Here is a 14,802-nt window from a genome sequence, read left to right as displayed (position 1 = left end):
ATCGCCTCCTTCAATCCGATATCCCTGTTCTAATCGGTGCAGTGCCATTCTCGATCGATTCTCTCCAACTCCTTGGCGGCTCCCAATTGTTGAAAAATTTGATGTGCTGTATCGTAATGTTGTTGAGCAACTTCTGTGTTGCCGCGCTTTCGCTCAAGTCGTGCTAAATCGTAGTTAGTTTCGGCAATATTCCAAGTCATCCCCAGTTTTTGCATTTTTCCTAATGCTTCTGTTAGCAGTTGTTCTGCTGTATCTAGATTGCCTCTAGCGAGCTCATTTTCTCCCAGACAGCCGATCGAAGTTGCCATCCCTTGGCGATTGCCCAATTCTGTTCTCAATTCCAAAGATTGCCGGTAGAGTTTCTCAGCTTCATCCCAATTGTCGCGATTGCGCTCGATATCTCCCAATACTCCGCAAGAATATGCTATGCCCGAGCGATTGTCTAATTCTGTTTCAACTTCCAAACATTGCCGATACAGTTTCTCTGCTTCATCCCAATTGCCACGATTTCGCTCGATATTTCCCAACAAGGCCCAAGAAGATACTATGCGGTTCTTATTATCTTCTTCTTCTGCGATGGCTAGGGCATCCTTACCATATTTTTCTGCTAAACCCAAATTCCCAAAAAGGCAATGCATTCCACCTATCTCTATCAAACAATAGGAACGTAGATCGCCTTCAACATAAGGTAATATTTGCTCGTACAATTCTTTTGATAAATTCCAGTATCCCCACATTGTTAAGTATTTATCTGGGATTAAGTAGTAAGCTTCGGGATAGTTGCCCAACCTAAAGGCAAAATGTTGAGCTTCTAGAACAGCTTGCAAATCTTCTAAACTTTGAGGATTGTTCACATTTTTACCAGTGCAGTAAAACTTATAAACACTTTCCAGCAGCTTTGGCAGTTCATCTCTATATTCCCTTTGCAAAAACTCCTCAATCACCCGGTGCAAATCATAAAAATGCTCACATTTCTCCTCGTCATAACGACTCTGCACCAAACTCGCACCGACTAATCGCTCTACAATTGCTGCTGTCTCGCTAATTTCTGCGTCTGTAAATTCCGCAGGTTCTTCTAATATTGCTGCTACTTCAAAGCGGGGATCTTTTTCAACCTCATCCGCATACAGCCGCAAAAAAGTTAAACCTCTCACATCTATCGGCACTCGCAAAACACACATCCGACGCAGTAAATCTCTTGCCGCTGCACTTTGCCTTGTTAGTTGTTCTCGCAACATCGGTTCTGCATTTTTCGTTACCAATTCAGGATGCTTCCGCAAATATCCCGGTTTTCCCTTGCCAAGAGATGCCAATAGAGTGAATAAAACAACATGACCTTCAACCCGCTGAGATATCCACTGCAAATCAGCTAATTTATCAGTCAACTGTCGCTGCCGCAAAATCTCCACACCCGCCGCCACATCCACACCTGGCAACACTTCTATATGCACCAATTCCGAATCCGGTGCTAACCCCGGATAGCGGGTATCTGCCAAATCCGCAGGCACTTCCCGGCTGGTTAAAATCGTTTGCGATTGGTGCTGCTGATAAACCAAAGCATTCAGCAACTTACCCCAATCCGGTGAAATTGCTCGATGTACCTGCGCCGCAGCCAAAATGTCTGGATTTCCCGCATCAACAGCAGGATGCAAAATAGATTCCAGGTTGTCGAGTACCAAAAGACAGCGAGTTTGTTGCAAACCAACCATAATTTTTGCAATCTTTTCCTCTGGCTTCTTCAACTCTGCTGCGCCCGGAATCCCCAAACCTTCATTTAATAGAAACCCAGCCACATCATCAAAACTGGTTCCCTCCAGTGCCTTGAAATACATCACGCACTCATAACCGCCAGCCAGTAAACTTTTCCCTGCTTGAGAAACCGACTGTTGCCAATTTACCCCCAATCCTTCTACAAGTTTAATCGCCAAACTCGTTTTGCCCATACCGCCTTGCCCGATAATCGCCAATACCTTCGGCGGCGAAGTTCCATCCGGCAGAAGTTCTACTAATTTTGCGGTTAAATTTGCCATCAATTCATCCCGCCCTTTCCACACAGGCACCGACTCAGGCATCTGAGAAAAAGCCACCCTAATTACTTTGTCGGGAGGGACATCTGCCGCAGCATTACTCTCGGTTTTGCCCTCACTATTTTGCCGGCTATTTATCTGAATACTGATATCGGGTGCACCGCCCCACACTTTTGCCAACTCTTCTAAATTCTTTGCTTTGTCCTCTTTACTCCACAGCTTCAGAGTAAAATTCTTATTTGGATTGCCCCGCCTTGCCGACTCCGGGATGTGATTCTTCAGAATTTTCAGCTTTTTTTCGAGTACATCATTAAGTACCTCACCGATATACTTTTTAACTTGATCGTCAGATGTTGTCTTATTTGGTTTGAAGCTGCCTCTATCTTTCAGCAAGTGGCGCAGGGCTTCCAGCTTCGCCGTGACGTGCAAGTCGGTAGTCTCACCTATCCATTCGGCGTGGAGATTAGAGATGCGATTTGTATTGTTTAACGCATAATCTAGCAGCGCCTCCACCAAATCCTTGACTCGCTGCCAAGACTTCTCGCCTTCTCCCTGATTGGGCATAGCTTTTAAAAGTAAGTTGCTAAAAAAAGTTTCGGGAAAGTTTCGGGATTCCCGATACCGAATGACCGTCCCGAATATCCCTAATGCCGATTGTAGCACAGTTGCAGCCATTCTTTGACTTCGGTTATCCCGAAATTCCACACTCAATTTAGTTGAGTTGGAAATGGTTTATGAAGTTATCAAAACAGCATCAATGGATGATTGGAGAGGCGATTGTCGGTACTGTAGTCGGTGCCTTCAACTCTTGGGCGGGGCTAGTGTTGACTTTTGGGTTAGTAGGTTTCCACCTCTGCTTTGACAAAAATCAAGAGGAAGTGTCGCGTTGCCCTCTCGAACAAACTTTAAACAGCGAGGAAGTATCGAAACTCTATTCTTGTAAGGATTGTCCTTTCAAGAAAACGGCGATTGATGTAGAAAAAGTTGAAGAAGAAAGTGAGTAAACAGTGGTGCATCTAATGTGGAACAGGCCGGAAAGACTGTTCGGGCGGGACACCCCACAAGAAAATTTATTATTTGTGGAACAAGCCGGAAAGCCTGTTGCTAAACCACAAGAAAATTTATTATTTGTGGAACAGGCCGGAAAGCCTGTTGCTTATCGGCGGGCGGGACACCCCACAAGAAAATTCACTCAGGATGTTAACTCGAAAGTGCGATCGCTCTTTTAATCAGTATAGGTAAAAAAGGACTATCCCCCGATCGTGAATTGAACTTTACAAACAAACTTTTAGTCTAGTAAAATTTATCCTCAAAATCAGATTAGCATATTATAATAACATGAAACGGGTGTTATAACTTCTGAGCAAAACAGCGATCGCCTCTGCCTCTTTTGCTAGTTACATTGCACCCAGCTACTTGCTGCGATTAGAAAATGTCTATAATATCTTGTAGCATCTTCTCGCTAACAAGCAATTTATGGAACCTTTAGCAAAAGAACGCTGTGCCGCCTGCCACCCAAACTCTCCCCGCCTCACAGCTTACGAAATTGTCCAGCTAAAACCTCAAATTCCCGACTGGAATTTAATCGAAAAAAATGGCATTCCCCAAATAGAACGCACCTACGAATTCCCGGATTTCAAAAGTGCGATCGCCTTTACAAACAGCGTCGGCGAAGCAGCAGAAACCGAAGGACATCACCCCGCACTGTTAACCGAGTGGGGAAAAGTTACCGTTACTTGGTGGACTCACGCGATTTCTGGACTGCACCGCAATGATTTTATTATGGCTGCGAAAACAGATGCGATCGCCAATCAATTCCCAAAATAAAATCCGACTTATAGCCCGATCGTAGTCTAAGAACTCACAGCTCCGGGTACCAGCGGAGAAAGCCGTTGATTCCCATTCAACAACTCCAGATTCAGTCGGTAGCCGACATTCCGCACAGTTTGAATCAGGCTCGGCTGTCGCGGGTCGATTTCGATTTTTTTACGCAGAGAGAGTACGTGAGTGTCGATCGTCCGGGGGTTATCAATAGCATCGGGCCAGGCGCGACGCAGCAAATCCGAGCGCGACAGCGGCACTCCTCCAGCTTGGGCTAGCACGTACAGCAGGCTAAATTCTTGGGGAGTCAGCTCAATATGTTCCTCGTACAACCTGACTCGGCGCTGCACCAAATCAATTTTCAGCAGCCCGCACTCCAGCGTCGCCGGCGGTATCATCGTGCGGTTACGGCGCATCAGAGCTTCCACCCTCGCCATAAATTCTTGCATCCCAAAGGGTTTAGTCAGGTAATCGTCTGCCCCCGCCTTCAAACCTTCAACAATATCTGATTCCGAATTCCGCGCCGACAGCATCAAAATCAGCGACTGCTGCTGCTGTTGCAGCCAGTGGCAAAATTCCAAACCGTCCCCATCCGGCAATTGGGCATCCAGAATGACTAGGGTTGGCTGGCGGCTGAAAAATATTTCCCTAGCGTGACTGATATCCGCTGACTGGTGCACCCAGTGACCGACTTGCTGTAGATGCCAGCCCAAGAGCGATCGCAGGTGCGGATTCCCTTCAACAATTGAAATACTTGCAGATTCCACAGAGGCGAGCTTCCCATATCACTAATTGCTACAAGGTTAACAGAGCTTTTGTCAAGCTTTTGTAACCATCGCTACTCAAGCATGAGCTGCGTTTAAAGCAGCGGACACACCCAGGGTACAAATGTTAAAGATTGGGTTAATTTGGCAGGGTCAGCCTGCAGAAAGGTTAAATCATTATGGCGATGAGCTTACAATGAAAATAAGACAGTGTAAAGCCGATCGACCCCATGCCCGAACCGCCTGCTAAAAGCGATCCCCCCGACCCAGCCCCCACTCCCAGGAGGTTGACAAATCGCGCAAGTGAAACTAGAATTCCTCCAACCGTTCGCTCGGTAGCCGGAACACTCAGCCACTTTGACCGCCAAATTCAGCAACATCCCGACTCCATTAAACGCACAGCGAATTATCTAGGTGCGCGCAAAAAGTCGAGCAACTGCATTGCAACGAGTGAAATTTTTTATGGAGGGTAGCCTGTTGAGCAGGGTAAAAACTTTTATTTAGAAATAGCCTCAAGCTGAGCCACTCAGCATCAATCGAGGCCATTCCTAAATCCCGCCGTCATTATACAAACCACAAAGGATTTCAACCTCACACCATGCTACAAGACACCCAAACAATCCGGCACTACCAGAAACTCACCGACGCCCTCGTCGAAATGTGGAATAGAGGTTATCGCTTCGATGACCTGCGGCTTTACTTAGACGGGTATTTAGCAGCCCTGCGGCATTCCAACGGTTTGGAACCCTATCTGATTCACAGACTAGAGGAAGAAGCAGCGCGTTACATTCACGACCCCTCCAATTTTGCAATGCCACAGACCCAAACTGAAGCAGACTACTATTAAATAGCAAATTCGGTTTGATAAACCCTTGATGAATTGGGAATTGGGAATTGGGAATTGGGAATTGGGAATTGGGAACTTGTACTGCGCTGAACTCGTTACCTCGCCGTGCTGGGGAACCGATGTCCAGAGGCTCTGCCTCACTTTCGGAGCCTAAAAATCGGATGTTGTCGAGCCGACCGCATTGTGTTCCCAGGCTCTGCCTGGTAACGAATAATTAAGTAAACAACCTAATTCAACGTAAAACGCGATTGCTGTTATTTCCCCGACTTCTTTAAGAGGTCGGGGAGATGTTTTTTCTGTCTAATTTAAGAAGCCAAAGCCACTTCTACAACTTCTTGCAATTCGCCCTTTTGATACATCTCGATCATAATATCCGAGCCCCCAATAAACTCGCCGTTGATATAAACTTGGGGAATTGTCGGCCATTGGGAATACTCTTTAACGCCTTGACGAATTTCCTGGTCTGCTAAAACATCAACAGTTTCGTAAGGCACTCCCAAAGTATTGAGAATTTGCACCACAGTATTAGAGAAACCGCACTGGGGCATTAACTTATTGCCCTTCATAAATACCATGATTTTGTTTTGCTTAACCAACTCGTCAATTCTTTCATGTGCTGCTGTAGTCATGGTAGCTCCTAATATTGTTTGAAAATTTTTAAACGTTGATTGACGCAGAAACCGGGTTTTTTACGAAAATCTTTCGTTACAGCCATAGATTCCGGTTAAAAAACCCGGTTTCTTTGGTTTGCGTGCGTAAGTGCAGCAGTTGTCTCTCAAGCAACTCTTGACACCAGCACAAACTTGTGATACCCAATTGCTACTCAACAATTAAGCAACTTGACTTTTCGCTTCCCATTCTGCGGGAGTTAAGGTTTCCAAGCCCAAAGCGTGGATGGCTTCACTAGCCATTGCCTGTTTGAGAGCGCCGTAGACCAGTTGGTGCTGCTGTACTCGGCTTTTTCCTTCAAAGGCTGCAGAGACGACTCTCGCCTGGTAGTGGTCACCGCCACCAGTCAAATCCTCAACTTGTATTTTAGCGTCGGGCAACCCTGCCTTAATCATTTCTGCTACTTGAGACGGTGTAACCATTGGTTTCTCTGATAAACGGCTGTAATTTAGATTTTAATGGAACTATTTTGTCGATGAGCTCGGTTGAGTGCTGGCAGGCCGGGGAAAGGGCGAATCCACAAAACCCAATTCCAGTAACTGCTGGTAAGCTTTCTTGCCCAAGTCGCGAGTTGGCTGCTGCGATCGAATAATCTGAATCAGCAGGGGCACAGCCAGTTCGGGCTTATTTTGCGCCCGGTGTACCAACGCCAGCCGGTAGGTAGCTTCGTCGCGCATTTGGGCTGTTTCTACAGCTTTGGTGCGGTGGCTTTCTGCCAAGCGGATGTCAATTCCGGCAAAACTGCTACCCAGTTGTTGGTAGAAGTTGGACAGTTGATTGAAAATTTGGCGGGATTCTTGGAGTTTTTGAGTCGCCAGTGCGTAATTCTGATTGGAAATAGCACTGCTGGCTTCTGTCATCAAACGCTGGCCTCCTGGGACGCTCAGCAGACTGCTGTCTTGCGTCAGAGGGCGAAGATTGTTGGGGTCTGTGGGGTCGTCGGCAGGTTCGACTTGCAGTTGGTTCTCTGGCCCAGAAGGTTGTTGTGCTTGGACTGGGAGCGGTTGCAACAGGGTAAAAGCTGCGATCGCCCCGATCGTAATCCGGGCAGTGGAGCGAAGCCAACAAACAGTTCCAGAGTATACCATGAAATTACTTTGCGCCTGTGCGCTTTAAAAAAATATTTAGCTTGAGCCGATCTTACCATTGGCGATCGCAACCGGCTAAGTGTAAACCAAATTTGTTGAAATGTCAAAGGGTGCGATCGGGAGAAAAGCTCAAAACGAGTTTTCTGTGAGGTGGTTTATCTAAAAAATACTCAGCCGTCGAATAAAAATCGCCGATTGAAACCGATCCTACACAAACTTTTGTCTCTCTCGCGTGAGACGAAAGGAGTTAGTAAGGCGCTTATGGCGCACCCTACCGCTGTTAGTTACAGTTTCAAACCCCTCATGGTAAAAACCTGCCTGACAGCTTATAAATATGTTTGATAAATAGACATCAAAGTCAAACAGGAACATTTCTGATGGTACAACCAAGCAAACCGACCTCCGAGACTCTCCAAAATTATCAAGGAATTGGAGTTCCAGAAGAAAGTCTGGCAGTGATTTTGCAGCGCGGCGGCGATGAATTGCTGCTGTCAAAAGCGGACGATCGTTTTACAGTCCGCCCCTCATCAATAGCATCAGCCTCAAACGATTGGGCTGCAACAACTGGGGCAAAACTCAACCGCCGCATCGGCCAAAGCAATCTCGATGAATATCTCGTTGCGCCCTCTAGCCTAGAAGCAGCAATGCAAGCAGCCCGCGCCAGCGATGCCGTAGCTTTTGCCAGCCATGTCTATTGCCCCGCGAACAATCCGAGTACATTCTTTTATTTAACCGACCAAATTACGATTCAATTTGGCGAACAAGTAGACGAACAATCGCGAAAGGCGATCGCCAATGCAGCAGCTTTAAACATAGTCCGGCCAGTAGAAGGAATTCCCAACACCTTCGTCTGCGAAGTCACAAAACAAGCAACAGAAAACCCGGTCAAAATTGCCAACCGCCTGACAAGATATCCAGAAGTTCTGGTAGCGGAACCAAACATTTTAGTAGAGACGCAGCAGCATTACACGCCCCGCGATCCGCTTTATCCCAAACAGTGGTATCTCAACAACAAAGGCGGCAACCAACTTGTCGGCGGTGCTCAAATTTATGCAGAACCAGCTTGGGACATGACTCGCGGAGTTAGATCGATCGTAATTGCGATCGCCGACGATTCAGTTGACATCACCCACCCAGATTTTCAAGGCCAAGGCAAAATCGTCTCACCCATCGATTTCAAAGACGGCGACACTTCCCCGATGCCAGTCGCCGACTCAGACAACCACGGCACAAGTTGTGCCGGCGTCGCCGTTGCTGAAGAGAACGGCAAAGGCATTGTCGGCGTCGCCCCCGGATGCGCCCTGATGCCCATCCGTACCAGTGGTTTTCTCGATGACAATTCTGTCGAAAAAATATTTAATTGGGCGATCGAAAAAGGTGCCGCCGTCATTTCTTGCAGTTGGGGGTCTTCAGCAGTTTATTATCCCCTTTCCTTGCGGCAGAGTGCCGTCATCACCAAAGCAGCAACCCAAGGGCGGGGCGGCAGAGGCTGCGTTATTCTGTTCGCGGCGGGGAATGCCAACCGCCCCGTCAACGGTACTGTTAACGAAAAAGGCTGGCCCAACAACATCCTGGGCGGTCAAACTAGATGGCTAAACGGATTTGCCGTTCACCCAGACGTAATTGCCGTCAGCGCTTCCACTTCCCTCAACAAAAAAGCAGCTTACAGCAATTGGGGCACCAGCATCTCGGTTTGTGCCCCCAGCAACAACGCGCCGCCGGGAACTTGGTTGCCCGAAACCGGATTTATCGGCACGCCGCCGGAGGTGACGCAGTATTTGCCCGGTTTGGGGGTGTTTACTGCCGATCGAGTCGGGGTTGCCGGCTACGATTCGGGGGACTACACGAATACCTTTGGCGGTACTTCCAGCGCCACTCCAGTAGTCGCTGGAGTTGCAGGGTTGATACTTTCAGCTAACCCCCGTTTGACGGCGCGGGAAGTGCGGGGAATTCTCGAACAAACTGCTGAAAAAATTGTCGATCCCGATCCCGATCCCCAGTTGGGCAATCGCATGGGAAATTACGATCCTAACAACGGCCGCAGCGATTGGTTTGGTTACGGGAAAGTGAATGCTTTTAAAGCTGTGCAAGCTGCGGTGAGAAAGGGCGGCGGCAATCCGAATATCGGGGGTGCGGTGTTCAGCGATATTTCTGGACATTGGGCACAGAAGTTTATTGAAGCTTTGGCGGCGGCGAATATAATTAGCGGTTTTCCTGACGGTTCTTTTCGGCCTGATGACAGTTTAAACCGTGCTCAATATGCGGCGCTGTTGGTGAGTGCGTTTAGTCCGATTCCGAGGGTGCCGGCTACAAATTTTATTGATGTTTCTGCTAGTTTTTGGGCGAGAAGTGCGATCGAACGGGCAAATCGGGGGGGGTTTTTGGCGGGGTTTCCGGGGTTGAAGTTCGGCCCGAATCAGAATTTGACTAAGAGTGAGGCGATCGTGTCTTTGGTTAACGGTTTGGAACTCAAGGGCGGCAATCCTGATTCTTTGAAAGTTTACATCGATCGTTCTCAAATTCCTAATTTTGCTTTGAGTGCGATCGCCACAGCAACTGCTTTGAAGATTGTGGTTAATTATCCTTCCCGCGATTGGCTTTCGCCGCAGCGGGATATTACCCGCGCTGAGATTTCGGCTTTGATTTACCAGACTTTGGTGGCGATTAATCGGGCAAAGCCGATCGATTCTCCTTACATTGTCTAAGGGCAATAGGTTCCTCGTGAGGACTAAACTTCTCACGAGGAACCTATTTTATTGTGGCAGATTTTAAGCTCTAAAATCTCCCAAAGCTTTCAATGCAAACTGTGGCAAAGCCAACATCCGTCGCCACCGCCAAGGTTCTTGATAAAGCCGGTACAGCCATTCTAAATGATTGTCGCAAAACCAAGCCGGCGCGCGGTCTTTTGTTCCCGCCCAAATATCGAAACTACCGCCTACTCCCACCCAAATTGAATCAGGACAAAGGTGTCGGTGTTCGGCAATCCAAAACTCTTGGCGAGGCACTCCCAAGCCGACAAAAATCAGTTTGGGCTGCATTTGTTTGAGGCTTGCACGGAAGTCTTTCTCTTCATCTGCGGAAAGATAACCGTGTTGAGAAGCAATCGACAATCCGTTAACTTTTTGCTGCCAATTTTCGGCCGCAGCAGCCGCCACTCCGGGGGAACCTCCAAAGAAAAATAGTGGTTCCGAATCCGGCAATTTTCCCGCTTGTTGCAGCAGCGATTCTGCTAATTCAATCCCCGGATAGCGCTGTGCCGGTTTGCCACGCAGCCGCAAGTACAGCACCACTCCCGAACCGTCGGGAATCACCAGTTCCGCTTTGCGGATTACATCTGCTAAAGCCGGATTTTGCTCGGCTTGCATCGCCATTTCAGCATTCAGCGTCACGACGTGACTTCCTAACCCTTGATGCAGGCGCTGCATCAGCCAACCTGCATAATCATCTAATATGTGAACTGGTAGTCCCAGCACTGAAAATTGCGGGCGCGATCCATCCATATTTTTTTCTTTGAGATTCCTACACACCTAGTTATTTAAATTAGCTGAGATTGGCGATCGATGCTAGACCACTTTTGGACGCAAAAAACCCGGTTTGTGCCACCAAGAGTCTGTTAAGTCATCGTTCGGTGGCCCAGAAACCGGTTTTTTTGTAAGCGACGGGTCGCCCAAGTTCATTAGAGTTGGCCAGCCAAGTGCGATCGAGCATTAGTGTTCGATTTTTTTGACCGACCCGTCTGCGTACCATTCCATCGGTACTAGCTCAATTTTACCATTAATTTTCACTGTAGAGTAGACAACTTTTACGAAAGGAACGCTGTTGTTATTGTGGTTTTTGGTAGACATGGCAATTACCTTTTTGTGTTTGGATAACTTGAGAAACGATCTAATATCTGATATATTTAAAAGTCTATTCACCGCAAATCTACTCGCATCAGGAAAAAGAAGGAAAACGAAATGGCGATCGCAAAAACCCAGCGGCAAACCAGGTTGGATTATTACTACCAGCAAATCAAAAACATCATCCTCAAGCGCCAAAATCCAATTACTGGTTTGCTGCCGGCGAGTACCGCTGTTAACGCCCACGGCGATTACACCGATGCCTGGGTGCGCGACAACGTGTACAGCATTCTCGCGGTTTGGGGTTTGGGTTTAGCTTACCGCAAAATTGATGGCGATCAGGGCAGAACATTTGAACTGGAACACAGCACAGTCAAACTGATGCGGGGCTTGCTATTTGCGATGATGCAGCAATCGAGCAAAGTAGAACATTTTAAAAATACTCAGTCGCCGCTAGATGCGCTGCACGCTAAATACAATACTCAAACTGGAAGTATTGTTGTCGGTGATGACAAGTGGGGACATTTACAGTTAGACGCTACATCTATATTCTTATTAATTCTTGCTCAAATGACCGCTTCCGGGCTGCACGTAATTTTTACCATAGATGAAGTCAATTTCGTGCAAAATTTAGTTTACTACATCGGTAGAGCCTACCGCACGCCGGATTACGGAATTTGGGAAAGAGGTCATAAAATAAATCGCGGCAATGCAGAATTGAACGCCAGTTCAGTTGGCATGGCAAAAGCAGCGCTGGAAGCAATAAATGGCTTGGATTTGTTCGGTATTCAAGGTTCTCAAGCGTCAGTTATTCACGTTTTGCCCGACGAAATTGCCAGAAGTCGCATAACTTTGGAATCGCTTTTGCCTCGCGAATCTAGTTCAAAAGAAGTAGATGCCGCTTTATTGAGCGTGATTAGTTTTCCCGCTTTTGCTGTGGAAGATCGAGAATTAATAGAACGGACTCGAAATAAGATTATTGACAAATTGCAAGGAAAATACGGCTGCAAGCGGTTTCTTCGGGACGGACACCAAACAGTGTTGGAAGATGCCGATCGCCTGCACTACGAACCGACAGAATTAAGGCAGTTCGAGCACATTGAATGCGAGTGGCCGCTATTTTTCACTTATTTGCTTTTGGACGGCATATTTCAGGGAAACCAAGCCCAAGTGCAAGAGTACCAGCAGCGTTTGGAATCTTTGGCAGTCGATCGCTCTGGTTTGCCGCTGCTACCCGAATTGTACTACGTCCCCGCCGAAAATATAGAAGCAGAAAAGCTAAATCCCCGCAGCCAGCAGCGCTTACCTAATGAAAATATTCCCCTCGTTTGGGCGCAAAGTCTGTATTTTCTCGGTCAATTGCTGAACGAAGGATTAATCGCAGTTGGCGACATCGACCCGCTGGGAAGGCACCTGTCAGTGGGCCAACACAGAGAACCTTTAGTGCAAATTGCACTGTTAGCTGAAGACGAAGATTTGCAAGCAGAATTAGCCGCTAACGGCATTGCCGCCCAAACCCCAAAACAGGTAGAACCCATTCAAGTCCGCCAGACTAAAGAATTATCAGCTATTTACACGCAAATTGGACGCAACGACCAATTAGGCTTAACCGGCCGCCCCGTGCGCCGTCTGCGGAGTTTAACAACTTCTCGGGTGTTTAAAATTCGCGAAGAGGCGATTGTATTTCTCCCCTCATTTTTGAACAGACAAGAGTTTTACTTAACTTTAGATTACCATTATTTAGTAGCTCAAATCAAGAGTGAAATAGCTCACATTCATCGCCACTGGTATCAGTTAGGACGCCCTACGGTAACGCTGATGTTGACTCACACAATGCTGGAAACCGGCCGGGAAGCATTGTTAGAATTAATGAAAGAATTCCGGGATGGATATTGTAAAAACACGCCCGTTAAACTCGGAAATCTTAAGCAGTTTATGCTGACTGCTGGCACTGAAAGAATTGATTTAATGCACGATTTTGAATTTACTGAATCTCCGGTGACAGGTGCATTAGAAACGCGCCGATATCTAACTTATAATTCTGAAAAAACTTGGCCTTTGGGTCACACGCAAGAATTTAAATTAGAGTGCGAAACTAATACTAGCTTCTTACTAAACAGCCTGCGCAATTCAGAAAATTTGTACGAACAAATTGAGTTGCTGCACACGTTGGTTCGCCTCAAAGGATTAAATTTTGATACAGGATTTGGAGGTACAGAAGAAATAGTTAAAGTTGTGGATTTGCTCAACGAAGTTTATACAAAAGCTGGAGAAAGTTCGCAATCAAAAATCCAATGGGCAGTCATCCGCCATGCCGCAGGTTTGCTGGACAAAGTTGATATCAGCTTGTCCGATGCGGTGACAGATATTTTGGTGCGACAAAAACAGATTGCTGTGGGGAAAGCTTACAGCGAAGATTCGATAATTGCGCGACCAGGTTCTTACACGGAAGTGATGGACAAAATTCGCCAATTCTGCGGAGAAGACATTCGCGATCGAGTTCTCACCCAAGAAATTCTAATTTACCTCAGCGTCCTAATTAAAGCAGAGCCACAATTATTTAAAGGTCTGCTGACACTGAGAGTTAGCTACTTTATTCTGCTGTTAACAAGCGAATTAGCCCGCGAATTGGGAGTGACCCAAAATGAAGCTTACGAACATTTAATGCAGCTAAGTCCCTTTGAGATCAAAAATCGCCTGCGCCAAGTGTTGACAGAATACGAGGAAATGAATCAAATCCTCAAACAACAAGAATCCCTGCGCGTCAAACAGCCAGAAAAAGATATTGAATGGGTAGTAGCGCCAGTTTCCGAAGAACCGCAAATGCCTGCGGGAGGATGGCGGCGGAAGCGGCAAATGGAAGGTGCAGTCAATCGCGTACCGAAGGATTTTTATCCGAGTGTTTGGGGACTGCTGCGACACTGCAAAGGCTTGATAATTGGCGACAAGTTAGAGCGGCGCAATCGGTTAGATAGTCATATCATTTTATCGGAAATGACCCCAGGTGAAAAGAATTTTGCGCTACAAATCGAGCATTTGCTGAATAAAATTGTCGCGCCAGAGTACCGACAAGTGAATATTGAGGCGCTGATGGAGTTGGCGGCGATAGCCCAGCGCAACCCTGAACTGCAAGTAGAAGAATACATCGTTTTAGATGTATTAGTCGGTCACGCAGTGCGGCTGAATTGGCTAGGAAAACACCAGGAAAGAGCCGATAAATACGACGAAGACAAAGCGGCGGCTTGGCAAGCTTTTTACAATACTTCGCCTTACGTTTGCGCGAGTCATGTACTCGATGCTTTCCGATTCTTGACGAAATTTGGATAGATTGAGTGGTTAATACAATCTACCCCCTCGATTGTTCGGCGGTTGAAACCGCAACTGCATAAACTAACTCCGCCTCTGCGGACTAAGAAATAAGGGAGATATTGAAGCTCGATCGCGATTATGCGAGATCCCTCCTACAGCGAGCGATCGCTATTAGAAAGCAGCTCACGCCGGCTCTGCACGTCTTTACGTGCCTGCTACACATCACCCGCACCGCGTTTTTGGTACGGTTGGCAACACCGGCGATCCTTCCGGGAACGCTCGCGCCGTGCAGAGTTCGCTCTGCTGGCTCATCATGGCGATCCTACAGTATTGTCGGTTTCTAGGAATAGCTTTGTACGGTTTTCTTCACTGCCAATTAATTCTGATTTTTTCACGTTCATTCTGGTAAATACGACTAACTCAGTGGGGTTTTCCTGG

14 protein-coding genes are annotated in these 14,802 nt (G+C 47.1%); 7 read left to right on the top strand and 7 right to left on the bottom strand.

Annotated features, from left to right (window positions below; translation table 11 throughout):
* Positions 1-29: 29 nt before the first annotated feature.
* Positions 30-2,702, bottom strand: a complete 2,673-nt coding sequence (locus QUA23_RS09720; protein WP_333075561.1) for a tetratricopeptide repeat protein — start codon at positions 2,700-2,702, stop codon at positions 30-32.
* A gap of 59 nt (positions 2,703-2,761) precedes the next feature.
* Here QUA23_RS09720 and QUA23_RS09715 point away from each other — a divergent pair, with 59 nt between their 5' ends.
* From QUA23_RS09715 to QUA23_RS09705, 3 genes are all read left to right on the top strand, one after another.
* Positions 2,762-3,031, top strand: coding sequence for a hypothetical protein (locus QUA23_RS09715; protein ID WP_333075563.1), 270 nt, complete (start codon positions 2,762-2,764; stop codon positions 3,029-3,031).
* 15 nt (positions 3,032-3,046) lie between these two features.
* Positions 3,047-3,256, top strand: coding sequence for a hypothetical protein (locus QUA23_RS09710; protein WP_333075565.1), 210 nt, complete (start codon positions 3,047-3,049; stop codon positions 3,254-3,256).
* Positions 3,257-3,503: 247 nt separating this feature from the next.
* Positions 3,504-3,854: a 4a-hydroxytetrahydrobiopterin dehydratase gene (locus QUA23_RS09705; protein ID WP_333075568.1), complete on the top strand. Its 351-nt coding sequence runs from the start codon at positions 3,504-3,506 to the stop codon at positions 3,852-3,854.
* 26 nt (positions 3,855-3,880) lie between these two features.
* On the opposite strand, the gene QUA23_RS09700 is transcribed toward QUA23_RS09705, so the two are convergent.
* Entirely contained in the window at positions 3,881-4,615 is a 735-nt protein-coding gene (locus QUA23_RS09700) for a response regulator transcription factor (RefSeq protein WP_333063182.1), read from the bottom strand.
* Between the two features lie 227 nt (positions 4,616-4,842).
* Here QUA23_RS09700 and QUA23_RS09695 point away from each other — a divergent pair, with 227 nt between their 5' ends.
* Both QUA23_RS09695 and QUA23_RS09690 read left to right on the top strand, forming a co-directional pair.
* Positions 4,843-5,085, top strand: a complete 243-nt coding sequence (locus QUA23_RS09695; protein WP_333075569.1) for a hypothetical protein — start codon at positions 4,843-4,845, stop codon at positions 5,083-5,085.
* Positions 5,086-5,210: 125 nt separating this feature from the next.
* Complete coding sequence (locus tag QUA23_RS09690) at positions 5,211-5,459, top strand: DUF6761 family protein (protein WP_006634037.1); 249 nt, start codon at positions 5,211-5,213, stop codon at positions 5,457-5,459.
* 305 nt (positions 5,460-5,764) lie between these two features.
* Here QUA23_RS09690 and grxD read toward each other — a convergent pair whose 3' ends face one another.
* From grxD to QUA23_RS09675, 3 genes are all read right to left on the bottom strand, one after another.
* Positions 5,765-6,088 (bottom strand): Grx4 family monothiol glutaredoxin, encoded by a 324-nt coding sequence (gene grxD, locus QUA23_RS09685; protein ID WP_172192602.1) that lies wholly within the window; start codon positions 6,086-6,088, stop codon positions 5,765-5,767.
* A gap of 201 nt (positions 6,089-6,289) precedes the next feature.
* Positions 6,290-6,550 carry a BolA family transcriptional regulator gene (locus QUA23_RS09680; RefSeq protein ID WP_333068825.1) on the bottom strand — a complete coding sequence of 87 codons (261 nt, stop codon included), beginning with the start codon at positions 6,548-6,550 and terminating at the stop codon, positions 6,290-6,292.
* A 42-nt stretch (positions 6,551-6,592) separates the two neighbouring features.
* Positions 6,593-7,216 (bottom strand): hypothetical protein, encoded by a 624-nt coding sequence (locus QUA23_RS09675; protein ID WP_333075570.1) that lies wholly within the window; start codon positions 7,214-7,216, stop codon positions 6,593-6,595.
* 377 nt (positions 7,217-7,593) lie between these two features.
* On the opposite strand from QUA23_RS09675, the gene QUA23_RS09670 reads away from it, so the two are divergent.
* Positions 7,594-9,921 carry a S8 family serine peptidase gene (locus QUA23_RS09670; protein WP_333075571.1) on the top strand — a complete coding sequence of 776 codons (2,328 nt, stop codon included), beginning with the start codon at positions 7,594-7,596 and terminating at the stop codon, positions 9,919-9,921.
* Between the two features lie 63 nt (positions 9,922-9,984).
* Here the strand turns inward: QUA23_RS09670 and QUA23_RS09665 are convergent, their stop codons facing one another.
* Complete coding sequence (locus QUA23_RS09665) at positions 9,985-10,716, bottom strand: WecB/TagA/CpsF family glycosyltransferase (RefSeq protein WP_333075573.1); 732 nt, start codon at positions 10,714-10,716, stop codon at positions 9,985-9,987.
* Between the two features lie 207 nt (positions 10,717-10,923).
* Complete coding sequence (locus tag QUA23_RS09660) at positions 10,924-11,061, bottom strand: hypothetical protein (RefSeq protein ID WP_190657693.1); 138 nt, start codon at positions 11,059-11,061, stop codon at positions 10,924-10,926.
* 111 nt (positions 11,062-11,172) lie between these two features.
* On the opposite strand from QUA23_RS09660, the gene QUA23_RS09655 reads away from it, so the two are divergent.
* Positions 11,173-14,382, top strand: a complete 3,210-nt coding sequence (locus tag QUA23_RS09655) for a glycoside hydrolase family 15 protein (RefSeq protein ID WP_333075574.1) — start codon at positions 11,173-11,175, stop codon at positions 14,380-14,382.
* Positions 14,383-14,802 lie beyond the last annotated feature (420 nt).

The organism is Microcoleus sp. Pol1C5 (assembly GCF_036701115.1).
Lineage (GTDB): Bacteria > Cyanobacteriota > Cyanobacteriia > Cyanobacteriales > Microcoleaceae > Microcoleus.
This window is presented reverse-complemented; position numbering and strand designations above follow the sequence as displayed.